This window comes from Cognatishimia activa, assembly GCF_017798205.1.
In the GTDB taxonomy this organism is placed as follows: Bacteria; Pseudomonadota; Alphaproteobacteria; order Rhodobacterales; family Rhodobacteraceae; genus Cognatishimia; species Cognatishimia activa_A.
In genome coordinates this window covers 1,752,276-1,774,856 of record NZ_CP060010.1, presented here as the reverse complement: position 1 = coordinate 1,774,856, position 22,581 = coordinate 1,752,276, and the positions used below count along the sequence as shown (strand labels likewise).

Genomic DNA, 22,581 nt, shown 5'->3' with positions numbered 1-22,581 from the left:
TGGGAATGCCGCCATAGCGATCTAGCCGTTGGCCACGCAAAGCAAGGGTACGTGAACGGCGGGCGCGCGAGGTATGCACCAAACGATCACGTCAACCCGCCGCCTACCTCCCAGCGTGAACCAACGTGCTTATTTCCTAGGCGTACCGCTCCAATTTTCCTCGCTACAGATCACGAGGTCGCTCAATGACTAGACCTACCACTTTGGCGCACGGCACACTTCATCCAGACCGTTTCAGGACATCTCATGAGTGATTTCACAATAAGACCCACTGACCCGCGCACGCCGCAAGCCACTGCCTTATTGGAAGCGAGCCACGCCTTGATGCAGTCGCTTTTTGACGCTGAAGACAATCACTACCTAGAGATATCCGAACTTTGTCAGGACCATATCCATTTCTTTGCGGCTTGGGACGGAGACGATGCGCTAGGCTGTATCGCACTCGCGGGAATGGCCGACTACGGTGAGGTTAAATCGATGTTTGTGTCACCCACAGCACGGGGCAAAGGTATCGGCGCAGCACTTTTGACCCATCTGGAAGCCGCTGCAGCCGACATGGGCCTCAAGGACCTCAAGCTGGAAACCGGCAATTCGCTTTACGACGCGCATCGACTCTACGAGCGCGCAGGCTTTCAGCGCTGCGGTGTTTTCGGAAACTATGCCGAAAGTCCTGCTTCAATTTTCATGCAAAAATCCGTTTAAAAGCAAACTAGGTCAATTTCCTTGCGCCGGCCGGCTTGGCCTGACGAGATATGACCCAAGCAAGACGCCAGACTACGCCTAGGTTTCACCCACCGTGCCCAGTCCCCATCGCGCGGCGCGCGTTCGCAATCAAGCTGAGCTACCATCAACGCAACATCCCCACGCATCTTGGTGACGCGACACCCATAGGTGCGCTCGATCGCCAGCTCTGCGTCTCGACCGATCAGATTGATATCCGGCCGGCGCACGAAGTTTGTACGAATGGCTTGCACGACATTGCCCGATCGCCTGAGCGAGAACGCATGGCCACCGGCGTCGATCCGTGTGGCCTCTGCGGCACTAAACCCAAAACCGGGGCTGTCGCAGCCCGCCAAAACCGTCAAAACAAGTATCGCCCATCGCATAGATACGAGCCTGTGCGAAAAACTTTAATAAAATGCGAATGTTTCTAGGATCGGCCGATGCAATCGCGCATCGCCGCCCCAAGACGCGCCACGCCCTCGTTGATCACGTCTTCTGGCGGCAAAGAAAAACTCAATCGGATCGTATTGCTTCCGGAACCATCCGCAAAAAACGCTCCTCCGGGTACAAACGCCACGCGGTGGGCGTCGACCGCATGTGCGAGAAGATCGTTGCCATCAAGACCTTTGGGAAGGGTAAGCCAGACGAACATACCCCCTTCTGGACGCGTCCACTCAACGCCCTCTGGCATGTTTCGAGCAAGCGCCGCCAACATCGCATCACGACGCGCCGCATAGGTTTTTTGCAACTTGGGAATATGGCGCTCAAACAGACTTTCCGCCACTTGGTAGACCGCCATCTGGTTGAGCGTTGCGGAGTGCAAATCTCCGGCTTGCTTGATCAAAACGAGTTTTTGGATCACGTCGCGACGCGCGCATACCCATCCAACGCGCAACCCCGGCGACAGAGTCTTGGAAAAGCTGCCACAATAGATCGTCCGGCATTCCTCAAGGCTGCCTTTTTGCGCCACCTCCAGCGCCTGTATCGGGGGAACCGCTTCACCGTCATACCGCAGTGCCTGATAAGCGCCGTCCTCGATCAAGGCGCAGTCCATCTGGTCGCATTCCTCGATCAATTTCAGCCGACCCGCACGGTCTACGGTTTCTCCGGTTGGGTTGGAAAAATCGGCGGAAAGATAGGCGAACTTAACCGCACCTCCTGCCGCCTCTGCCCCCGCGGCATAGTCATCCGCGCCTCTGTTGCCGGTCAGGTTCAACTGGTCAAAGCGCGCTTCATAGGCGTTAAAGGCCCCCAACGCGCCCAGATATGTTGGCCATGTGACCAGGGCCGTGTCTTGCGCGGACAAATATAGCTTACCGAGATAGTCCAGAGCCTGTTGGGACCCTGACGTAATGAAGATGTTGTCGGCATCCGCAGGCACGCCCAATTCGGTCATATGTTGCGCAAGCCATTCCCGCAAAGGCGCGTAACCTTCGCTGGACGAATATTGCAAGGCCCCCGCATCTCCGCTCACCGCGTTGCTCATGGCTGCTGCAAAGGCGTCCGTTGGAAACAAAGCTGGATCGGGAATCCCGCCGGCAAAAGAAATGATATCCGGTTGATCCAAGAGCTTCAGAAGCTCTCGAATTTCAGAGGCTTTCATGCGTTCGGCCCGGCGCGCGAAATTTTCTTTCAAGGACATAGCGACTCACACACTAAAATTACGATTTTAAGTAAGTAACTGTGACCTTTTATAAAGTCAATAGACCTGACCTTTAAGGGCGGTTTGAGCATCAAGAATGTGGTCAAATCACTTGACCAGTTTGCCCGAACCCGCCAAAAAGCGTCATGCCTTTCCAGAAAGTAACGCCCGAAAAACTCAGCCACTCTGTGGTTCGTCAGATCGAACTTTTGATCCTGCGGGGCATTTTGCGCCCCGGTGAACGCCTACCTGCCGAGCGCGAGCTAGCGGACAAGTTGGGCGTCTCGCGCCCGTCTCTGCGGGAGGCTGTGTCCGAATTGCAGGACCGTGGCTTGCTCAGCGCCAAAGCAGGCGCCGGGATCTTTGTGGCCGACGTCCTGGGCAGTGCCTTCGCCCCGGCGCTGACCTCGCTCTTTGCAAGCCACGATGAGGCGGTCTTTGACTACATTGCGTTTCGGCGCGACATGGAGGGGCTGGCCGCTGAGCGTGCGGCGACCTTTGCGTCTGATACCGACCTCAAAGTCATCAACGCGGTGTTTGAGAAGATGGAGGCCGCCCACCCGAAGCGCAACCCAACGGATGAAGCGCGGCTGGATGCGGATTTCCATCAAGCCATCATCGAGGCGAGCCATAACGTCGTGATGCTGCATATGATGCGCTCGATGTATGATCTGTTGCGCGAAGGCGTGTTTTATAACCGCTCTGTCATGTTCAAACTGCGCACAACCCGTGAGGTCTTGCTAGAGCAGCACCGCGCGATCAACGACGCGCTTCAGGCGCGGGATCCGGAGGCTGCGCGGGCGGCGGTTGAGGCACATCTCAGCTATGTGGAACGCGCGCTTGAGGACCATGGAAAAGCGCAGAAAAACGAAGAGATTGCCAAGCAACGGTTTGAGCATGAGCAAGGGCGGGAATGAGGCCGCGATTTCTTTAAAAGAAATCGACATCGGATCCTTTCAAAGGATCCGAAAACAAAAGGCCGCCCAAAAGAGCGGCCTTTGTGTTTAACGATCTAGCGAGGCTTAGTGCAGCTTCGCATCAACCTCTGCAATCGCAGCATCAATCAGCTTGTTGCCGTCAGTCGCTGTCATGCCCTTGGCAATCACAGCATCCGCAGCCGCAACCGCGACGGTGATCGCTTGGTCACGTACTTCTTTGACCGCCGATGCCTCAGCAGAGGCAATCTGATCCTCAGCAGCCGCCAGACGGCGTGCAATAGACGCCTGCAGGTCAAGCTTTGCTTGTTCCGCCGCCGCAACCGCTTCGTCTTTGGCTTGCGCCACGATGCGATCCGCTTGCTCCTGAACTTCTTTCTGCTTGCGCTCGTAAGAGGCCAGAATGGTCTGAGCTTCTTCGCGCAGCGCACGGGCTTCGTCGAGCTCGGACTGAATGCCCTCGGCGCGTTTGTCCAGCATGCCGCCCAGAATGGAAGGCACTTTGAAGTAAAACAGCACGAGGATGAACAGGATGAACGCCATCGTCACGATGAAGTCCGTGTTCGTCAGCGAGAAGAACGGGCCGGAGGCAGCAAATGCCGGGGTGGCCGCGGTCAGGGCGAAAAGAGTAGCCAGTTTACGCATGTCTCTTAGCCTTTCATCCGCTCGGTCACAGCCGCTTTGACAGCTTTGGCATCCGCCTTGCCGCCCAGGGCCGCTACGATTTGACTTGCCGTATCGGTCGCAACCGCTTGGACGCTCTCGACCGCACCGGCACGGATCTCGGCGATGGCCTTTTCCGACTCGGCCGCTTTGGCCGCGATCTCTGCATCCGCTTTCGCGGTGGCCGCGTCCAGATCGGCCTGAATCTCTGCTTTGGTTTCCGCAACGATGCGAGAGGCTTCCGCCCGTGCATCTGCGAGCGCCTTGTTATAGGCCTCTTCTGCTTCTACCGCTTGCGCCTTCAGCTCTTCGGCTTTGGCGATATCATTGGTGATCGTCCCCTGACGCTCGGCAAGAACTGCTGCAATGCGCGGCAGTGCGATGCGCGACAGGACGACATAGATCACGACGAGCGTGACCAGTAGCCAGAAAATCTGGTTGCCCCAATTGGTAAAGTCCAGCTGTGGCATGCCGGGAGCTGATGCTGCCTCGGCGGCGTGTGTATCAGTCGCCATAACGTCCTCCTGGGAACTTCCGTTTGATTACGGGCGGCGCGGCTAAAGCGCGCCAGCCCGCACGTAAGGATTGTTCCGCTGGATTAGACGGCGAACATCAGAAGCAGAGCAACCAGGAACGAGAAGATGCCCAGTGCTTCTGCGAACGCGATGCCGATGAAGAGCGTCGCGGTTTGGGATGCTGCTGCGGATGGGTTGCGCAGAGCGCCTGCCAGGTAGTTGCCAGCAACGTTACCAACACCGATTGCGGCTGCGCCGGAACCGATAGCTGCGAGACCTGCGCCGATGTGTGCGAGTTGACCTTCCATGGTGATTTCTCCTTACGTTGGAAGTTAGTCTGAATAGGGTGAAGTTCGTTTGGCTTGCGTAGGCCGGGCTTCAGCCCGGCTCGTACCTTAGTGCGACGGATGCAGAGCGTCCTTCAGGTAAACACAAGTCAGAATGGTGAAGACATAGGCTTGGATAAAGGCCACCAGGACCTCCAGACCGTACATCGCGGTGATCGCTACAACGGAAACCGGAGAGACAACTGCGATGGCCGCAAAGCCTGCGAAAACTTTGATAACCGCGTGGCCCGCCATAACGTTACCGGCCAGACGGATAGAGTGGCTGACAGGGCGCACGAAGTAAGAGATCAGTTCGATGATCGCCAGGATCGGGCGCAGCGGCAGTGGCGCTGAGGACACCCAGAAGAGGCCGAGGAAGCCAAGGCCGTTCTTAACGAAACCAACCACAGTTACGGTGACGAAAACCAGCAGAGCCAGAACAACAGTCACAGCGAAATGCGAGGTGGTGGTGAAGGACATCGGGATCAGGCCAAGGAAGTTGGCGAAGACGATGAACATGAAGAGCGTCATGATGTATGGGAAGAACTTCACCGCGTCTTTGCCGGCAACGTCTTCGACCATTTTGTAGATGAAGCCGTAAGCAAGCTCGGCAACAGACTGGCTGCGGCCCGGCACGATTTTGCGGCTCGAGGTGCCGAACACCATCATCGCGATCACTGCGACAACGGCCAGCGCCATCCAAAGGGTCACGTTGGTGATGGTGAACATGCCAATGTGGTCGCCACCAAACAGAGGCTTCACAATGAACTGATCCATTGGGTGAAAGACCAGACCGCCTTCTTCTGCGCCGTGTGCGTCTTTTGCCACGTGACTATCCTCTTCGTCTCTACTCGGCGTCCTCTTGCGAGTCGGCCTCTTGTTTCGCCTGAATTTCGCGTGCGCTGCGGATCATCACGTTGACCCCGGCGGCGAAACCCAAAAATATAAACAGGATTAAGAAAAGCGGCTGCGTTCCAAACAAGGTATCCAGCCCGTACCCAATCCCAAAGCCGATCAACATACCGGCCACAAGCTCAATCACCATCCGCCAGGCCAGCTGTGCCTGAGAATAGTGTTCCTCCATATGAGGTTTGGGTGCCTGGGTCTTTTTGACCGCCTCGATCCGCTCTTCGAGATGCTTCAGTTGATCTCTGTCGCTCGGGTCGGGCACGCGCAAATCCAATGGTTGAACCTGAGCGCAGTGCTAAGGGCGTGGGTGTTTAGAGTCAAGCGGCGGGATGACGCGGGGAAATGACGTGCAATACGCTGTAATTAAACACTATTTCAAATCCCCTACCGGCGCGCGCGTTGCGTGAATTGGTTAGCAAATGGCTAAAATTGCCAATTGGCAATATTTAACGATTTGGTTGAACTTTGGACTCAGGCGCGAAGGCGCTGTGACATCAGCGCCCGAGGAATTTCAGCAACCGACCATCGACAAAGATCATCCCCATGAAAATCATTCCCATGCCCATCATGTGAATCGGCAGCAATTGTTCCTGCAGGATCAACACGCCCAAGAGCACCGACGACACCGGCGCGATGAAGGTGATCGTCGATGCGGTCGTGCCGCCCACGCGCGGGATCAGCCAAAACAAGAGGATGAAAGCCGCTGAGGTCAGAACGAAGCCAATCACAAAGAGCGCGTACCAAGTTGCCCTCTGCTCAATCACTGGAATGCCTTCGACTGCAAAAGCGAAGGGGGCGAGCATCACGGTGGCTATGCTCAGAGACCACGTGGTCAGAAGCACGCGATCCATCGCATCGAGCCATCGGATCAGGTTCATCGAAATCGCATAACAGAGCGGCGCACCCATTGTGGCTAAAAGCGCGACGGGATCGGACTCGCCCTGCCCCTTTAAGGATGGCAGGGCCAAGAGAACAATACCAAGGAAGCCGAACAGAACGCCAATGCTGCGCAAGAGTGTCATCTTCTCGCCCTGTGGCCAGAGATGGCTGACGATCACCACCATGATCGGCGTCATAGCGTTCACAATCCCCGCAGCAGAAGAGGTGATATACTGCTGGGTCAGCGGGTAGATCGTCAGCGGGATGGCGTATTGGAACGCACTAAAGAGAACCAATGCAACAAGGCTTGCGCCGCCCAACCCCACAGCTGCTCCGCGGGTCACCTTCGTACCAACCAGCCAGATCCAGCACCCCAAAGCGCCAAATCCGACACGCCCAAGCCCGACCATCAAAGGTCCAAGCTCTCTGAGCAGGATCTCATTAAAGAAGAAAGACGCGCCCCACCCTACGGCCAAAAGCAGGATGGCGGCCCAGTAACGCATTGGCATTTTGGAACTCGCAGTAAATCGCTGCGACCTAAGCCGATCTTTGAGAGCTTGTCGAGCCGATCCTGGGTTTCGTTACTTTGCTTGGATCTATAAAGTCCCGCCAATGACTTCGCTTGACGACATCTTCAGTGCCTTGGCCGATCCAACCCGCCGCAGCATCCTCACGATGCTGCTGGAGGACGACATGGCCGTGACCGATGTCGCTGAGCCCTTTGAAATGTCCCTGGCAGCGATCTCGAAGCATCTGACGATCCTGACCAAGGCTGGCCTCATCAGTCAGGAAAAACGCGGGCGGGTGAAATGGTGTAAACTCGAGCCCAACGCCATGAAGGACGCCTCGGTCTGGATGCAGGCCTTTGGGCAGTTTGAACCGGTGAACCTTGAGGCCTTTGAGAAGTTCCTGGAAACTGAGCTTGGCGACGATCACGCCTCCTGACGCAAAAGCAGTAAGAGCGCGCCGCAGGTCATCAACACGCCGACTGCGACCAGAAGTTTCGGCGCTCCATTCCCCAGTCCGATTTCCCAGAGGATCACCCAGCTTGGCACCAGATAGGTATAGGCCATGACCTTGGCGCTTGGCAGGTTTAGGGCTGCGAACTGCAGCAGGACAAAGGTCGCAGCAGAGGCAAAGATCGCGAGGTAGAAGACCGTGACCCAGACGATCATCGGGAGGGCCGCCCAATCGGTTGCGATGATTTGAGGCCAGCCGATCACGGTTAAAATCACAAAACCAGCAAGCAGCATGCCAAAGGTAAAAACGACCGGCGGCTCTCCGCGGTTCAGTTTGGGCACAAGCGGCGTATAGAGCGCGTGGGCGACGCAACCCCAGAAATAGATCACCTCACCACGCCCGACATTGAACCGCAGAAAGGCCGCGAGGTCTGCGCGAAAGATCACCCAGATCGCGCCTATGGCCCCGATCACTAAGGCCAACGCCATCCGAGGGGTCGTAATCTGGCGCAGCAGCAGATACCCGAAACCCGCGCTCATCACCGGCGTCAGGGTAAAGACAGCCGCCGTACTGACCGGCGGCGCTGTCTTGAGGCCTTCAAACATCAGCACAAAATAGATCGCAAACAGCCCACCCAAAACGACATACCGCCATGGCGCTCGCGCGGCGCTTTTAGGCAGGCCGGTTGTTGCGAGGGCAGCGGCTCCGATCACGAAAGACGCAATCAGGAACCTGAGCGCAGTCAAGGCCGTCGGCGCAATCTCGTTTGCTGCCAAAGAGCCGAGCGAAAACGACCCGGCCACAAGGGCCGAAAACGTCAGCATCGCCAAATGCCCTTGGGCGGGTCGCGAGAGCCTTAGATCCAATGTTTCGCGCGGTCTTTAAGGAATGTCAGGAAGGACTGGACTTTGACGGTTCGGTGCAGATCCACGTGTGTCACAAGCCAGAGGTTGCCGTGCCAATCATCCAGAGGCTCCATAACCTCGACCACATCGTCTCGGGTTTCACCAACAAAGCGTGGCAGGAAACCAATACCAGCCCCCGCGAAAACCGCGTTTTCGAGCGCCAATTGATCTGTGCCTCGGAACACATGGGTTTCGCGGGGCGAGACCTCAAAGAGCCATTTATGGAAAGGCGCGCGGGTTTTCAGGCTGTCATCCGCCACGAAGCGGTGGTTCTTGAAATCTTCAACGCCGTCCGGCTTGCCATGCTCTTTGACATAGGATTTCGACGCATAGAGCCCGACGTTCAGATACCCCAGCCTTTGCACAACGTTGTCAGGCTCTTGCGGCACCGAGCCCGCGCGGATCGCAACATGCGCCTCGCCATATTCTAGGCGGAACACGCGGGCATCCGTGAGATAGCGGATCAACAGATCGGGATAGTCTCGTTGAAATTCGACAAGGACCGGACTGAGCAATGGCGCGATGCTGGCCAGCGAGGTCACAACCAATTCGCCGCTTACATCACTGCCGCGTCCTTTGATGCGGCCTTCGAGCTGGCCGAACTGATCGTCGGTCGCCTGACCAACCCGCATCAGATCTTCGCCAGCCTCGGTCGCAGTATAGCCACGTGCGTGACGCTGGAAGAGTTTGACGCCCAGACGACCCTCAAGCGCGTCGATGTGGCGAATAACCGTCGCGTGGTGCACGCCCAGTACATCAGCCGCCGCGCTTACGGTGCCCAAACGCGCAACCTGATAGGCGGTGCGGATTTCATCCCAATTGTCCATCGTTAACCTGTGCAAATTCCAACACTAGATGCGCATTAACGCCTGTTGAGTTCAAAATTGCAAGGTCCATTTTGGGAGGCAGACAAGCAAAGGAAAAGACCCATGTCCCATACTGTTCTGCACATCGACGCCTCTGCGCGCCAACAAGATTCTGTCTCTCGTCGTCTGTCTGCCGATATTGTCGCCAAACTCGACGCGACCGAAGTGATCCGTCGCGACCTCGCCGAGCCACTTCCGCTTTTGGATGAGGGCTGGGTGACATCCACGTTCATTCCACCGCAAGACCGCACCGACGCACAGGCCGAAGCGCTGGCGTTCTCGGACACGATTGTCGAAGAGCTGCAGAAAGCCGACACGATCGTGATTGGCACGCCGATCTACAATTTCTCGGGTCCGGCGGTTCTGAAAGCCTGGGTCGATCAGGTGGCCCGTGCCGGCGTAACTTTCCGCTATACTGAAAACGGTCCGGTGGGTCTTTTGGCGGACAAGAAAGTCATCGTTGCCGTCGCTTCCGGAGGCGTTCAGATCGGCTCTCCGGCTGACTTCCTGACGCCGCATCTGAAGGTGTTCTTCGGCTTCCTTGGCCTGCAGGATGTGACCTTCGTGAATGCCGAAACCGTCGAGACACTTGATCTGGCGGCGTAACTCTTAAAGTTCGGGCAACCAGGTGATCTCTGCGCCGATATGGCCAAAGATCACCTCTAGCTCGACCAGAGTGATCGCGATGGTGCGATCATTCACAAGCGGATGAAAGAACAGCACATCCGCCTCACGCGCTTTGGGATCCAGAATAAAGGTCACGCCTGCCTTGGCCCCGTTGACCATGGACAGAGGGCTGACGGCCCCAGGGCGGATGCCAAGGTTTTCCAGCAAACGATCTGCAGAGCCAAAGGACAGCCCCCCGACGCCCAAGGCCTTGCCCAGTGCCTTCAGGTCCACATCGCGGTCCTGATCGAGCGTCACCAGATAGTTGCGTTTCTTGCGATCCCGCAGATAGAGATTCTTTGTCAGAAAGGCTGTCTCACCCGGGGTCATCATGTCCCGTTCGACCTCTTTGGCGTCGGCAACTGTCCGCAAGGGCACGTGATGAAACAGGCGATAGCCGATGCCCCAATCGTCAAGCTGCGCCAACAGAGCATCCGAGCTTATCGGCAAACTATCCTGAAATTTCGAAGACGCATCCATCTTGAGGCTCCCTTGGATCGATCAGACCAGGGGACCTCTGTCAGCAAGTCGGGCAGTTTTCAAGCCAAGTTTCGCGCCATTATGCTGCCGGTTTTGCGCGTTGCTCCACGTCGGCCCGAGATTTTTGCACCATGTGCTTTGGAATGGTGAAAGAAAACTCGCTGCCCTCGCCTTCGCGGCTTGTCACAGCAATTGTGCCACCGTGCATTTCGACGAATTTCTTGGAAATGGCCAAGCCCAGTCCAGTTCCGCCAGCGCGACGCCGATCGGACGTATTGGCTTGCGAGAATTTTTCAAAGATTCCGTCGACGCGGTCTGCAGGGATCCCAATACCGGTATCGATCACTCTGAAGCGCGCAAAGTCGCCAAACGTCTGCGCCTGTACGCGAACACTGCCATCTTCCGTGAATTTGATCGCGTTGCTGACCAGATTTTCAAGCACCTGACGCACACGTGGTTCGTCCGCATAGATGGCCAATTCCGGGGATTCGGTTTCGATTGTGAGTCCCTTTTCGGCCGCTTTGTTACGGTATTCTTCGACGACATCTTCGATGATCTCGTCACAATAGGTCATTTCGCGTGCCAACTTCATACGGCCTGCTTCGATTTTGGAGTAATCCAGAACCTCATTGATCAGAGTCAGGAGGCTCTTGGCTGACCGCTCGACCTTGCCTGCAAGACTTTTGTAGGACGTGAGCATCGTGTCGACATCCTTTGCAATCGGCGCGGCCTCGTCGCCCATAGACGCGAGCCGCGCGGTGACTTTCTGGGTTGCGGGCAAAAGCTCTGGCTTAACCAAGAAGGGCGTACCGCCGAGAACAACAGTGAGGGGCGTGCGCAGTTCGTGGCTCATAACGTCCAGGAACTCGGATTTCGCGAGATTGGCGCGCTCGGCCTCTTCCTTGGCATTCATCAGTTCTGTGATGTCCATCAGGAAACCCACTGTACCGCCATCAGGCGTGCGCGATTCTGACATGCGCACCCAACGACCATCGTCGAGCTTTTGGTCGACGGCCCCTTCAGACGCTCTGTGTTGGGCCAGGCGGTTTTGAAGCCATTCCTCTTCGTTCCCAATCGCCTCTGCATAGTGGCCACGAGAAACGCCAGACCGGAGGATGTCCTCGAACCTCGTTCCTGCGGTGAAAAGTTTTGAGGCGCCACCATGGAAATCGCGGTACTTTTCGTTGCAAGCGACCAGTCGGTCATCACTGTTGTAATAGGCAAAGCCATCCTGGATCGAGTTGATCGCACTGGACATCTGAGCCACAGCCCGAATGCGCAACTGGACAAGACGCGTCGCCGCACTGAGCAGCAGAATGACAATCAGAGTCGTCCCGGCAACAATACCGTAGAACCGGGTGACGCTAGCTGAATAGTTGTGCCAGCCCCCAGTAGGAGCAGCAGCCATAACCCAGGATCCAACCGGAAGGTTCACTGTCGCGAACACGGGATCCGCCGCAAAGGTGGACCTGTCTCCCCAGAAAATGGCCCCATGACTGCCACGCGCGTCTTTGCCGCGGATCGCAAGGCGATAGGGAACATCGTCCAGACCCAGGATGTGCAATTCTTCTTCATAGTCGATCACAAGATTGATCGACCCCCAGAACTGAGGCTCGCCATTGGCGCCTTCAAGATAAACGACGTCGTGACCAATCACGCCTTGACCGCCGTGAAACAAGTCCACCGGCCCTGAAAATAGCACCGACTGCGCTTTACGCGCCCTAAGCACATGCCCCATTAATTCTTCGTTGCCAGGTGCACGGTAATCGAGACCCAGTAAGCCGTCCGCGAGCGTGTTCGGATAGACGCGGTCAACCACAAGATCCGGTGCTGCGGCGATTTGCAGAAAGTCATTGTGATCGACAAAAATCTTTTCTGAAAACTCGGAGAACCTTTCAAACGAGATATCCGGCTCAATCGAGATCAGAGCAGAGACCGCACGGATCGTATCCGCGTTGCGCTGAAAAACCAGCGATAGATCCAGCGCTGCTTTGTTCAGTTCATACTGAAGCTTGCTACGCATTTCACTTTCATACTCGGAGCGATTGCGCTGTTCGACGAAATACAGAATAGCCCCAGCGACAAGTATTCCGATCAATGAGGTCGCCACGTAAATCGGGGCCCACCCAAAGCCCTGCCGGAAACTACTGCTTGTGTTCAAAGTCTTACGAGGCATTTATTATCGCTTGTCCGCTCGGAATTTTTTCCCGTTAAGATTGTATGTTCTACTTTTACGACAGTAATACAACAGCAACTCAATCCAATTGTGACCATTTAAGGGTTTCTTAACCAATTTGTTTCGAAACCCGCGCTTTTCGCCAGATTTTCGCCACAATTCGCCCAGATTGCGCCTTATTTGGCCTTGCTTGACTCCTTTCCCCCACTCCTTTAGAGACCCGCTTAATTCCGGAAGTCCGTCAAAACTTCCGGTCCTAGGCCTCTGCCAGGATCGCCCCCCGTCAGCGAGTTTCGCCCACGGGGGCATTCGTGCATTGGGCGTTTGGAACATCTTGGCGAATGGGCGGGTCGTGACTATCTCGGCCTTTATTGAAACGTGACGGGCTGAAAAGGAGCCGAAAGCGATGTTTGAAAATCTCAGCGAACGCCTTTCTGGCGTCTTTGATCGGCTTACCAAGCAAGGCGCCCTGTCTGAGGATGACGTCAAAGCGGCTCTGCGCGAAGTGCGGGTTGCTCTGCTTGAGGCCGACGTCTCGCTTCCGGTTGCGCGTGATTTCGTCAAAGCGGTTCAGGATAAGGCCACAGGTCAAGCGGTCACGAAATCGGTTACGCCGGGCCAGCAGGTCGTCAAGATCGTCCATGACGAGCTGAAACATGTTCTGGCGGGTGACGCCGAAGATCCCGGCGCGCTCAAGATCGACAACCCACCCGCCCCGATCCTGATGGTCGGTCTGCAGGGCTCGGGTAAGACGACGACAACTGGTAAGCTCGCCAAACGTCTGAAGGAAAAAGACGGCAAACGCGTGCTTTTGGCGTCGCTAGACATCTACCGCCCGGCGGCGATGCAACAGCTTGAGATCCTTGGCACGCAGATTGGTGTGGACACCTTGCCTATCGTGCAAGGGGAAAGCGCGGTTCAAATTGCCAAACGCGCCAAACAACAGGCGACGCTTGGTGGCTATGACGTCTATATGCTCGACACCGCGGGCCGTTTGCAAATCGACCAGACCCTCATGCAAGAGGTCGAGGACGTCCGCGACGCGGTTAACCCGCGCGAGACGCTTTTGGTGGTTGATGGCCTGACCGGTCAGGTCGCCGTTGAGGTCGCCGAAGAGTTTGACGGCAAGATCGGAATCTCAGGCGTCGTTCTAACCCGAATGGACGGCGACGGCCGTGGCGGTGCGGCTTTGTCCATGCGCGCGGTCACCGGCAAGCCAATCAAATACGTCGGCCTCGGCGAAAAGATGGACGCGCTCGAAACCTTCGAGCCGGACCGGATCGCAGGCCGCATCCTTGGTATGGGCGACATTGTTGCTCTGGTCGAGAAGGCTCAGGAAACCATCGAGGCTGAACAAGCCGAAAAGATGATGAAGCGCTTCCAGAAGGGGCGCTTTAATATGAATGACCTGAAAATGCAGCTCGAGCAGATGCTCAAGATGGGCGGCATGGAAGGCGTCATGGGCATGATGCCCGGCATGGGCAAAATGGCGAAACAGGCGCAAGCGGCTGGGATGGATGACAAGATCCTGAAACAGCAGATCGCCCTGATCCAGTCCATGACCAAGAAAGAACGCGCCAACCCGCAGATCCTGCAGGCGTCGCGCAAAAAACGGATCGCCAAAGGCGCTGGCATGGAGGTCTCGGACCTCAACAAGCTGCTCAAGATGCAGCGTCAGATGTCAGACATGATGAAGAAAATGGGCAAAGGCGGCATGCTGAAACAGGCCATGAAGGGCATGTTTGGCAAAGGCGGCATGCCCGAGATGCCTGCGGGTATGGACCCATCCGCCATGGACCCCAAAGCGCTGGAAGCGGCGGCCAAACAACTGGGGGCCGGTGGCCTCGGCAAAGGCATGCCTGGCGGCCTGCCCGGCCTCGGCGGTGGCGCTCTGCCGCCAGGGCTCTCTGGATTTGGGAAAAAGAAATGATTTCATCTTGCCCCAAATACTCAAATCAACCGCAAGCCAAAGGAGCTGACGCATGACTGACGCCACCGCACGCGCGGCAGAAATCCTCGCCGAGCACCGCGACTCGATCGACCGTCTGGACGCGATCCTCGTCTATACTCTGGGCGAGCGGTTCAAACACACACAGGCCGTGGGCAAGCTAAAGGCTGAACACGCGCTGCCTCCGTCCGATCCTGCGCGCGAAAGCCTGCAGATCGCACGGCTCGAAGACCTGGCGAAAAAAGCCGACCTGGATCCCTACTTCGCCAAGGCTTTCCTCAATTTCATCATTGGGGAAGTCATCCGACATCACAAGAAACATCAGGAATAACGGGGCCTATCCCCGATACAGCCATTCATAGGAGATACTCACCATGGCAATGAAAATTCGTCTCGCCCGCGGCGGTTCCAAAAAGCGTCCTTTTTACCGCATCGTAGCAGCGGACTCCCGCATGCCACGCGACGGCCGCTTCATCGAGAAGCTCGGCACCTACAACCCTCTGCTGCCTAAAGACAGCGAAGAGCGCGTGAAAATGGACGTTGAGCGCATCCAGTATTGGGTTGGTCAAGGCGCACAGGTTACCGACCGTGTCGCACGCTTCCTGGAAGCGGCTGGCGTGAACGCGAAGACCGAGCGTAACAACCCGAACAAAGGTACGCCTGGTAAAAAAGCACAAGACCGTGCGGAAGAAAAAGCAGCTAAAGCCGCGGAAGCAGCCGAAGCAGCAGCGGCTCCTGCTGAAGAAGCAGCGGCAGAAGAGTAAGACGGGCCTAGAGATGGCGGCGTTTTCTGACGCGTTCCAAAATGACCTCGACCGGTTGCTGAAATGGCGCCGCGACGTTCGCCATTTCAAAACCGATCCAGTGGACGAGGCGCTCTTAACGGAGTGCCTCGACGCGTTTTTAAAGGCCCCGTCGGTGGGTCTGTCAGAGCCTTGGCGTGTGGTGCGTGTCGCAAGCGACGCGGCGCGCGGGGCAGCTTTTGAGAATTTCAAAGAAGCCAATGATCAGGCGCTTCAGGGCTATTCCGGCGAGAAGGCCAAACTTTATGCGGGCCTGAAGCTCTCGGGTATGCACGAAAGCCCGGTGCAACTGGCGATTTATTGTGATGAGGCCACAGACAAGGGCGCAGGCCTTGGCGCAGGCACGATGCCCGAGATGCGCCGCTATTCTGTGGTCGGAGCGATCAACCTCTTTTGGCTGACCGCGCGGGCCAAGGGGCTTGGCGTGGGCTGGGTCTCGATTTTGGATCCGGTTCGGTTGAATAGGGATCTGGATGTGCCTGAGGACTGGTCGTTGGTGGCGTATTTATGCGTGGGCTTCCCGCAGGAGGCGTCCGATACGCCTGAACTTGAGCAGCAGGGTTGGGAAGATCGGCGAAGGGCGTTGCCGGTTGAGGTAAGGTAACCTTTTGTCCAACCCAGAAGGGCTCAGCTCAAACGAGCCCAGCGCCAGCCGCGAAAGGATCGTTGTCTGGATCTTCTTGCCAGACATATTCGCAGCCCTCGGCCATTTCGCGCGCTTTCTCAATTCCAAACAAATCCGCGGCCACGGCCAGCGCCATATCCATCCCGGCCGACACCCCCGAAGATGTAAAAAACTTACCGTCCTGAACCCAACGCGCTTGTTTGACCCAATCGACATTTGGTGCCAGTGGAACGGTTGCTTTGAAATCGAGCTTGTTCGTCGTTGCCCGTTTCCCATCAAGCAAACCTGCCATGCCAAGCAAGACGGTACCGGTGCAAACACCCATAACCCTTTCGGCATTACCTGATGCGACGCGCAGCCAGTCCATGACTTTGGGATCTTTCGCGAGATCCAAGGCGGCGTCGCCACCGGGGACGAATAACAAATCATAGGTGTCACCCGCGTCGATCCCGCAATCTGGCACGATTTTTTGGCCATGTCTGCTTGGTACAGCATTTGTATCAATGCCCACGGTCACCAAATCTATTTCATCAAAAAAGCCTGCCAACATTTCCATAGGGCCAAAGAAATCCAGCGTCTGAAACCCGGGGAAGACAAAGGCAGCCATTGTCCGCATGTTAAAAACCTCTCTGTCAAAAATCCTGGGTGACGGCCCCAGCCAACCTACTTTCCAAGCAAGGTACGTCAGCAAAACAAGAAATCAATGTCTCCATGTTTGCCCCCGCACCCTCAACGCGCTATCACCCAAATAAGAGCAAAAACGGACGTCGCCTCATGACCACCCCTTCCGATCTCATCTGCGTAGGAGCAATCGCCGGAGCATTCGGCGTGCATGGCGAAGTGCGCCTTAAGAGCTTTACCGCTGAGGCCGAGGCGATTGCGGACTATGCGCCTCTGACGACGGAGGATGGCGCGACATCTTTTGAACTCGTGCTCACGCGGTCGATCAAGAACGGCCTTGCCGCGCGGCTTTCAGGTGTGACCACCAAAGAAGAGGCTGACGCCCTAAAAGGCACGCAGCTTTATGCGCCGCGGGATCGGTTGCCGGAACTTGAGGAAGACGAGTTCTATTACACCGACCTCATTGGCCTAGAGGTGCGCGACACTGGCGGTACGACGCTCGGTCATGTGAAATCCGTGCAAAATAATGGCGCAGATGATCTGTTGGAAGTCCATGGGCCAGGCTTGAAAGCCACCGTGCTTTTGCCCTTCACCAAAGCCGTAGTCCCCACGGTCGATATGGCCGCTGGTCGCCTGATCGCGGATCCTCCGGATGGGTTGTTTTAACCCTATGCCGCGCCTGCTGATCCATGCGGGGTTTCACAAGACAGGCACGTCGTCTCTGCAGGCGACGATGCGCAAGAACGCAGGCAAGATCGCGGATTGGGTGCGGGTCAACACGCCCGAGGAAACCAAGGATCTGCGCCTTGCGGCCTGGCTTTTTGCGCGAAATAGCGATGAGGAAACCGAAGAGCTTCTGCGCGAGGCCATCCAAGCGTTTTTCGCCCAATTCGACGCGCAAGACCCACGCGATGTCTTGATTACGGAAGAAGACCTCGCGGGTTCGATGCCCGGTCGTCACGGCAAGACACGTTATGACACCGCCCCGAAAACGCTCTCGATCCTGATCGAAGAGCTGCACCAAACAGGCTTCGCGGATCATGACATCGCGGTTCTTCTGACCCTGCGCCAAACCGAACCCTGGGCGAAAAGCTGCTACAGCCAACATCTGCGCAGCCGTCCGATGGTGAGCGACCTTGAAACCTATATGACCACGCCCGCCGCGAAATGTGATCTGGCCGCCTGCGCCGATGAGATCGCGACGGCCATCGCCCCTGTGACCGTCCATCGCGCATGGCTCGAAGATATTGGCACCCTCAGGCTTGGCCCTGCAGAGGCTGCGATTGATCATTTACCACAGCTCTCAGAGCACCGCGATCTGCTGCATCCCACGGGCATCGCCAATGGCACGTTGCCTGCGGAGCTGGCGGAAACCTATCTGGCGCTCAATCGTCAGGATCTGGATCCGATGGAGCTGAAACAAGCCAAACTGCAAGCACGGCGCGCTTATTGGCGGGCACGGCGCCAAGAGGGCTAGAGGCTTGCAATTCAGACGCTCTATGGCCAAAAGCGCGACATGAGTGACACACCGAAATCCGCTGGATCCAAATCCCATGGCATGCTGTCGCATGGGGGCAAGGGTAATCTGACCAAGTCGCATGGGCGCAAATCCATGAGCGCGTCGCTCAAGCCGCGCGAGTTGATGACGCAAGCGCCAAAGCTGCACAATATCTGGGCCGCTCACATCATCACGCTCTTCCCCGGAGCCTTTCCTGGCGTGCTTGGCGAGAGCCTGACGGGTAAAGCGCTGAAGGACGGGAAATGGCAGCTTGAGACCACGGATCTGCGGATTTTTGGCGAGGGCAAACATCGCAATGTGGACGACACGCCTGCAGGTGGTGGTGCAGGAATGGTGTTACGGCCTGACGTTTTGGGCAAAGCCATCGATCACACGTTGAAGTCGGTTAAAGGGCGCTGTCCGCTGGTGTATCTGTCCCCACGTGGACGCCGTTTTGATCAGGCGATGGCCCGCGACTGGGCGCGCAATGACGGTGTGGTGATGCTATGTGGCCGTTTTGAGGGCGTGGATCAGCGCGTGCTGGATCACTATCAGATCGAAGAGGTCTCGCTTGGGGATTTCGTCATGACGGGCGGCGAAATTGCGGCTCAGGCGATGATTGACGCGACGGTGCGATTGTTGCCTGCGGTTCTGGGGAATGCTGAAAGCATCGAGGACGAAAGCCATTCAAACGGGCTGCTTGAGCATCCGCAGTACACGCGGCCTGCTGAATGGCGCGGGATGGAGATCCCCGAGGTTCTGACCTCTGGCAATCACGGTAAGGTCGAAGACTGGCGGCGCGCACAGAGTGAGGCTTTGACGCAAGAGAGGCGGCCGGATTTATGGGCAAAGAAGGCAGACACGTGACCTTCTGCTTGCGCACAGTTTCCGATGTATAGGTTCATTGCCGTTGATGTGGAAACCGCGAACCGTGGTCGGCATAGCATCTGTCAGATCGGCCTCGCCTATGTTTCGGTATCCGGAGATTTGCGAACGGAAAGCTATCTGGTCGATCCGGAAGAGCCTTTTTCGGCGTTCAATATTCAGCTGCATGGCATTGGGCCTGACAGGGTTGCGGGTGCCCCGGCTTTCCCTGAGGTTCTGGAAGCCCTCAGGCATCGCCTGGAAGAAAGCATACTTGTGCAGCACAGCACCTTCGACAAACAGGCATTTGATATGGCGTGTCATGCCTATGGAATTGGACCGCTAAGCAGCGAATGGATCAATAGCGTGTCTGTGGCGCGACGCGCATGGCCGGAATTTAAGGGCAACGGGGGGCATGGGCTTGCCAACCTGAAGTCGGAACTTGGGCTTGTGTTTCACCACCACGACGCCGAAGAAGACGCACGCGCGGCCGCCGAGGTAGTCTTGCTGGCCGAAGAACGCACGGGCCTTGATTTCTTGACCCTTGGGCGGTCAAAATCCCAGCAAAAGCGGGCCTAAGCCCCCTTGCCAGCCCCCCATTTCCCCCCTATACACCGCCCGTCCGGCACTCTTTCTGAGTCGTTCGGGCCTTTTGTGTATTGGCATATCGCTTTCTTCTTCGAGGGCGACGCGGATCGCAAAAGAGACACAAGCAACGACGGCTACCCTCTGGCGGGCGCATTTGCGGACCCGGTGAAGACACAGAGTTCTTAGACGGCACCTAACTTCGTGGACCAAACCACGGGCAAAATAGGAGAAGGTCAGATGGATCTGATCGCAGAACTCGAGGCGGAACAAATCGCCTCTCTGGGCAAAGATATCCCAGATTTCAAAGCCGGCGACACCGTTCGCGTAGGCTTTAAAGTGACCGAGGGCAGCCGCACTCGTGTTCAGAACTACGAAGGCGTTTGCATTTCTCGCAAAAACGGTTCCGGCATCGCGGGTTCCTTCACAGTTCGCAAGATTTCTTTTGGTGAAGGCGTGGAACGTGTGTTCCCACTGTATTCCACCAACATCGACAGCATCACCGTTGTACGCCGTGGCCGCGTACGTCGTTCCAAGCTGTACTACCTGCGTTCCCGTCGCGGTAAATCCGCACGTATCGCAGAAGACACCAACTACAAGGCGCCTAAGGCGTAAGGAGTGGACTGATGAAAAAAGATACACACCCAGATTACCACTTCATCGACGTCAAAATGACCGATGGCACCGTTGTCAAAATGCGCTCTACCTGGGGTGCGGAAGGCGACCAGCTGGCGCTGGATATTGACCCATCCGTGCACCCAGCATGGACCGGCGGCAACTCTCGCCTGATGGACGCGGGCGGCCGTGTTTCCAAGTTCAAAAAGAAATACGAAGGTCTGGGCTTCTAAGCCTCGCCACTTTGGTTTTTCGAGAACGCCGTCCCAGATTGGGGCGGCGTTTTTTATTGGGTGTTAGCTGAGCGCCACGCCCTCTACTGTTACCCTGTGCATGAGGCGTCGATAGCCGTGATAGTCATTGATCGCCTTGTGCCAGGTGGCACGGTTGTCCCACATCGTTAAATCACCTACCTGCCAGCGCACACGGCATTGGAACTCGGGCTGCATGCAGTGGGCATAAAGCATCTGCAGCAGGGCGTCGGACTCGGCAGGGCTCAGGCCTTCGATGTGGGTGGTGAAGACTGGATTGACGTAAAAGCCGCGCCGCCCGCTTAAAGGATGTGTGACAACAACCGGGTGACGGGCATCCTGCGTGGCGGCTTCGGCGTTAAACAACCGTCCGCTTTTGGCAGCCTCGCTGTCTGATATGGTTGCGCCAAAGACGTGACGCGAGGAATGGATCGCGGTCAGCCCGTCCAGAAAGCCCCGCATTTTGCCTGAGAGGGCCTCATAGGCTGCACCCATGGACACAAAGAGCGTGTCACCGCCAAAGGGCGGCATCTCGATGGCATGCAGGATCGACCCGAGTGCTGGGATCTGGTCGTAGGAATGATCCGTGTGCCAGCCTTCTCCGACGGCTTCTTTCTGGTCTTTTTCCTTAAGCACCGTTGCGATTTCCGGGTGGCCGTCCACGGGTTTGAAGAACCGATTGACGTTGATGGGGCCGAAGCGGCGGGCGAAGGTCAGGTGATCGTTGGGAGAGATGGACTGGTCGCGCATGACAATCACGGAGTGTTCCGCAAAGGCCGCCTGAATCGCGTCGAACTGGTTGGGATCCCTAACGTCTGCACCCAGAATTTCGGCACCTAAAGCACCTGTGAGCGGTCGTATCTCCATCTCAATCCCCCTGCGTTTGCGACGATGCTAGCGCAGGGAGTTCAGTCAGGAAACAAAGAAGCGATCACCTTCGCAGCGTTGTGAGCCCATAGGCCAGCGCACCAAACAGCAATCCCCAGACCGGCGCGGCAATGCCAAAGAAGGAGATGCCTGACACGGTTGTTAAGAACGTGATCAATGCCGCCTCGCGGTGGGCAGGTGTAGCAAGGGAGGCCGACAAAGAGGCTGCGATTGTAGGCAACAGCGCCAGACCCGCGAGCACAGCGACGAAGACTTTCGGAGCGGCGAGGAACAGCCCGATGACCGCCGCGCCAAAGATGCCCAGCAGGATATACATCAGGCCGCTGAACACAGGGGCCCAATAGCGGGTCTTGGGGTCTTCGCCTGCTTCTTCATTGGCGCAAATGGCGGCGGTGATGGCGGCGAGGTTGAAGGCAAAGCCTCCGAATGGCGCGAGCACCGTGGTCAGAAATCCGGTGACATTCAGCGCGGACGATACATGTGCCCGATACCCAGCGCCGCGCAGCACGGCGACTCCGGCCATGTTTTGCGAGGACATTGTCACAAGATAGAGCGGGACGCCGACAGAGATCAGAACCGAAACGTTGAACTCTGGCATGATGAACACCGGCATCGCGATGCCCGCACCTTGCCATGCGGAGAGGTCAAAGGCGCCTGTCACCACGGCGAACCCTAGGCCATAGATCAACAGCAATGGCACGGCAAAGCGCGCGGCAAAGCTGCGGGCGAGCACATAGACGGCGATCATCGTGCCGGCAAAGACCATGTCGACCTGCAGGGATCCAAAGGCCTCGACCCCAAAACGAAAGAGGACGCCCGCGAGCATCGCATTCGCCAAAGCATCGGGGATCCAATCGTTCAGCTTTTCGAACCAGCCGGTTAGGCCCGTCAGCAACAAAAGCACGCCACAGCCCACGAAGGCTCCAATGGCTTGCTCCAGTGGCACACCCGGCAGAGCCACCACCAAGAGAGCCGCGCCAGGCGTGGACCAAGCTGTTAACATCGGCACGCGGTGGCGAAGTGACAGATAGATACTCGAAATTCCGCACCCCAAACCCAGAGCCAGCATCCAACTGCTGGCCTGCGCAGGCGTCGCGCCAGCTGCCAAAGTTGCCTGATAGATGATGGCCACGCTGCCCGCATATCCGGCCAGAACAGCGACAAATCCAGCGATGACATGGGAAAGACGCATTTCGGACATGCTGGTGACCCCTTGGGTTGAAATATCGCGACTAAGG

The 22,581-nt window shown here is 57.0% G+C and carries 29 protein-coding genes; 14 read left to right on the top strand and 15 right to left on the bottom strand.

The features are described from left to right. Positions 1-246: 246 nt before the first annotated feature. Positions 247-702 carry a GNAT family N-acetyltransferase gene (locus tag HZ995_RS08635; RefSeq protein WP_209355274.1) on the top strand — a complete coding sequence of 152 codons (456 nt, stop codon included), beginning with the start codon at positions 247-249 and terminating at the stop codon, positions 700-702. On the opposite strand, the gene HZ995_RS08630 is transcribed toward HZ995_RS08635, so the two are convergent. Both HZ995_RS08630 and HZ995_RS08625 read right to left on the bottom strand, forming a co-directional pair. Beyond that, entirely contained in the window at positions 699-1,106 is a 408-nt protein-coding gene (locus HZ995_RS08630; protein ID WP_209355273.1) for a hypothetical protein, read from the bottom strand. The two genes, HZ995_RS08635 and HZ995_RS08630, sit on opposite strands and share 4 nt — an antisense overlap. Before the next feature lie 44 nt (positions 1,107-1,150). Further along, positions 1,151-2,365, bottom strand: a complete 1,215-nt coding sequence (locus tag HZ995_RS08625) for a PLP-dependent aminotransferase family protein (RefSeq protein WP_209355272.1) — start codon at positions 2,363-2,365, stop codon at positions 1,151-1,153. Between the two features lie 146 nt (positions 2,366-2,511). Between HZ995_RS08625 and HZ995_RS08620 the strand changes: the two genes are divergently transcribed. Continuing rightward, positions 2,512-3,282: a FadR/GntR family transcriptional regulator gene (locus HZ995_RS08620; RefSeq protein ID WP_209355271.1), complete on the top strand. Its 771-nt coding sequence runs from the start codon at positions 2,512-2,514 to the stop codon at positions 3,280-3,282. Between the two features lie 105 nt (positions 3,283-3,387). Here HZ995_RS08620 and HZ995_RS08615 read toward each other — a convergent pair whose 3' ends face one another. The 6 genes from HZ995_RS08615 to HZ995_RS08590 form a co-directional block, all read right to left on the bottom strand. Next, a complete protein-coding gene (locus HZ995_RS08615) occupies positions 3,388-3,945 on the bottom strand; it encodes a F0F1 ATP synthase subunit B (RefSeq protein ID WP_209355270.1) in 558 nt (185 codons plus the stop codon). 5 nt (positions 3,946-3,950) lie between these two features. Then, positions 3,951-4,478: a F0F1 ATP synthase subunit B' gene (locus HZ995_RS08610; RefSeq protein ID WP_209355269.1), complete on the bottom strand. Its 528-nt coding sequence runs from the start codon at positions 4,476-4,478 to the stop codon at positions 3,951-3,953. Positions 4,479-4,561: 83 nt separating this feature from the next. Beyond that, positions 4,562-4,786 carry a F0F1 ATP synthase subunit C gene (locus HZ995_RS08605; protein WP_022572950.1) on the bottom strand — a complete coding sequence of 75 codons (225 nt, stop codon included), beginning with the start codon at positions 4,784-4,786 and terminating at the stop codon, positions 4,562-4,564. An 87-nt stretch (positions 4,787-4,873) separates the two neighbouring features. Then, positions 4,874-5,581 carry a F0F1 ATP synthase subunit A gene (locus tag HZ995_RS08600; protein ID WP_209358216.1) on the bottom strand — a complete coding sequence of 236 codons (708 nt, stop codon included), beginning with the start codon at positions 5,579-5,581 and terminating at the stop codon, positions 4,874-4,876. A gap of 70 nt (positions 5,582-5,651) precedes the next feature. After that, positions 5,652-5,975 carry an AtpZ/AtpI family protein gene (locus HZ995_RS08595; RefSeq protein ID WP_209358215.1) on the bottom strand — a complete coding sequence of 108 codons (324 nt, stop codon included), beginning with the start codon at positions 5,973-5,975 and terminating at the stop codon, positions 5,652-5,654. Positions 5,976-6,207: 232 nt separating this feature from the next. Continuing rightward, positions 6,208-7,101, bottom strand: a complete 894-nt coding sequence (locus HZ995_RS08590; protein ID WP_209355268.1) for a DMT family transporter — start codon at positions 7,099-7,101, stop codon at positions 6,208-6,210. Between the two features lie 103 nt (positions 7,102-7,204). Between HZ995_RS08590 and HZ995_RS08585 the strand changes: the two genes are divergently transcribed. Continuing rightward, entirely contained in the window at positions 7,205-7,537 is a 333-nt protein-coding gene (locus HZ995_RS08585; protein ID WP_209355267.1) for an ArsR/SmtB family transcription factor, read from the top strand. Here HZ995_RS08585 and HZ995_RS08580 read toward each other — a convergent pair. Further along, on the bottom strand, positions 7,525-8,376 hold the full coding sequence (locus tag HZ995_RS08580) for a DMT family transporter (protein ID WP_209355266.1): 852 nt from the start codon (positions 8,374-8,376) through the stop codon (positions 7,525-7,527). The genes HZ995_RS08585 and HZ995_RS08580 overlap by 13 nt on opposite strands. A 32-nt stretch (positions 8,377-8,408) precedes the next feature. After that, positions 8,409-9,284, bottom strand: coding sequence for a LysR family transcriptional regulator (locus HZ995_RS08575; RefSeq protein ID WP_209355265.1), 876 nt, complete (start codon positions 9,282-9,284; stop codon positions 8,409-8,411). 102 nt (positions 9,285-9,386) lie between these two features. Between HZ995_RS08575 and HZ995_RS08570 the strand changes: the two genes are divergently transcribed. Beyond that, positions 9,387-9,929 carry an FMN-dependent NADH-azoreductase gene (locus HZ995_RS08570; protein WP_209355264.1) on the top strand — a complete coding sequence of 181 codons (543 nt, stop codon included), beginning with the start codon at positions 9,387-9,389 and terminating at the stop codon, positions 9,927-9,929. 3 nt (positions 9,930-9,932) lie between these two features. Here HZ995_RS08570 and HZ995_RS08565 read toward each other — a convergent pair whose 3' ends face one another. After that, entirely contained in the window at positions 9,933-10,469 is a 537-nt protein-coding gene (locus HZ995_RS08565; protein ID WP_209355263.1) for a prolyl-tRNA synthetase associated domain-containing protein, read from the bottom strand. A 79-nt stretch (positions 10,470-10,548) separates the two neighbouring features. Next, positions 10,549-12,645 (bottom strand): sensor histidine kinase, encoded by a 2,097-nt coding sequence (locus tag HZ995_RS08560; protein ID WP_209355262.1) that lies wholly within the window; start codon positions 12,643-12,645, stop codon positions 10,549-10,551. Between the two features lie 406 nt (positions 12,646-13,051). On the opposite strand from HZ995_RS08560, the gene ffh reads away from it, so the two are divergent. The 4 genes from ffh to bluB are packed head-to-tail and all read left to right on the top strand — an operon-like array spanning position 13,052 to position 16,000. Further along, on the top strand, positions 13,052-14,575 hold the full coding sequence (ffh, locus tag HZ995_RS08555) for a signal recognition particle protein (RefSeq protein ID WP_209355261.1): 1,524 nt from the start codon (positions 13,052-13,054) through the stop codon (positions 14,573-14,575). Between the two features lie 52 nt (positions 14,576-14,627). Further along, positions 14,628-14,924: a chorismate mutase gene (locus HZ995_RS08550; RefSeq protein WP_209355260.1), complete on the top strand. Its 297-nt coding sequence runs from the start codon at positions 14,628-14,630 to the stop codon at positions 14,922-14,924. Between the two features lie 43 nt (positions 14,925-14,967). Beyond that, positions 14,968-15,357, top strand: coding sequence for a 30S ribosomal protein S16 (gene rpsP, locus HZ995_RS08545; RefSeq protein WP_209355259.1), 390 nt, complete (start codon positions 14,968-14,970; stop codon positions 15,355-15,357). Positions 15,358-15,370: 13 nt separating this feature from the next. After that, on the top strand, positions 15,371-16,000 hold the full coding sequence (bluB, locus tag HZ995_RS08540) for a 5,6-dimethylbenzimidazole synthase (protein ID WP_209355258.1): 630 nt from the start codon (positions 15,371-15,373) through the stop codon (positions 15,998-16,000). 28 nt (positions 16,001-16,028) lie between these two features. Here the strand turns inward: bluB and HZ995_RS08535 are convergent, their stop codons facing one another. After that, a complete protein-coding gene (locus tag HZ995_RS08535) occupies positions 16,029-16,637 on the bottom strand; it encodes a DJ-1/PfpI family protein (RefSeq protein ID WP_209355257.1) in 609 nt (202 codons plus the stop codon). Positions 16,638-16,795: 158 nt separating this feature from the next. Here HZ995_RS08535 and rimM point away from each other — a divergent pair, with 158 nt between their 5' ends. The 6 genes from rimM to rpmE all read left to right on the top strand — a co-directional run bounded on the left by rimM (position 16,796) and on the right by rpmE (position 20,437). Continuing rightward, entirely contained in the window at positions 16,796-17,308 is a 513-nt protein-coding gene (gene rimM / locus HZ995_RS08530; RefSeq protein WP_209355256.1) for a ribosome maturation factor RimM, read from the top strand. Then, complete coding sequence (locus HZ995_RS08525) at positions 17,295-18,119, top strand: sulfotransferase (RefSeq protein ID WP_209355255.1); 825 nt, start codon at positions 17,295-17,297, stop codon at positions 18,117-18,119. Before rimM ends, HZ995_RS08525 begins: the two co-directional genes overlap by 14 nt. Before the next feature lie 81 nt (positions 18,120-18,200). Continuing rightward, a complete protein-coding gene (gene trmD, locus HZ995_RS08520) occupies positions 18,201-19,007 on the top strand; it encodes a tRNA (guanosine(37)-N1)-methyltransferase TrmD (protein WP_209358214.1) in 807 nt (268 codons plus the stop codon). A gap of 24 nt (positions 19,008-19,031) precedes the next feature. Next, entirely contained in the window at positions 19,032-19,583 is a 552-nt protein-coding gene (locus HZ995_RS08515) for an exonuclease domain-containing protein (RefSeq protein ID WP_209355254.1), read from the top strand. 246 nt (positions 19,584-19,829) lie between these two features. Next, positions 19,830-20,204: a 50S ribosomal protein L19 gene (gene rplS / locus HZ995_RS08510; protein WP_209355253.1), complete on the top strand. Its 375-nt coding sequence runs from the start codon at positions 19,830-19,832 to the stop codon at positions 20,202-20,204. Between the two features lie 11 nt (positions 20,205-20,215). Continuing rightward, a complete protein-coding gene (gene rpmE, locus HZ995_RS08505; protein WP_209355252.1) occupies positions 20,216-20,437 on the top strand; it encodes a 50S ribosomal protein L31 in 222 nt (73 codons plus the stop codon). Positions 20,438-20,500: 63 nt separating this feature from the next. On the opposite strand, the gene HZ995_RS08500 is transcribed toward rpmE, so the two are convergent. Both HZ995_RS08500 and HZ995_RS08495 read right to left on the bottom strand, forming a co-directional pair. Next, positions 20,501-21,322: a TauD/TfdA dioxygenase family protein gene (locus HZ995_RS08500; RefSeq protein WP_209355251.1), complete on the bottom strand. Its 822-nt coding sequence runs from the start codon at positions 21,320-21,322 to the stop codon at positions 20,501-20,503. Positions 21,323-21,386: 64 nt separating this feature from the next. After that, positions 21,387-22,544, bottom strand: coding sequence for a benzoate/H(+) symporter BenE family transporter (locus tag HZ995_RS08495; protein ID WP_209355250.1), 1,158 nt, complete (start codon positions 22,542-22,544; stop codon positions 21,387-21,389). Positions 22,545-22,581 lie beyond the last annotated feature (37 nt).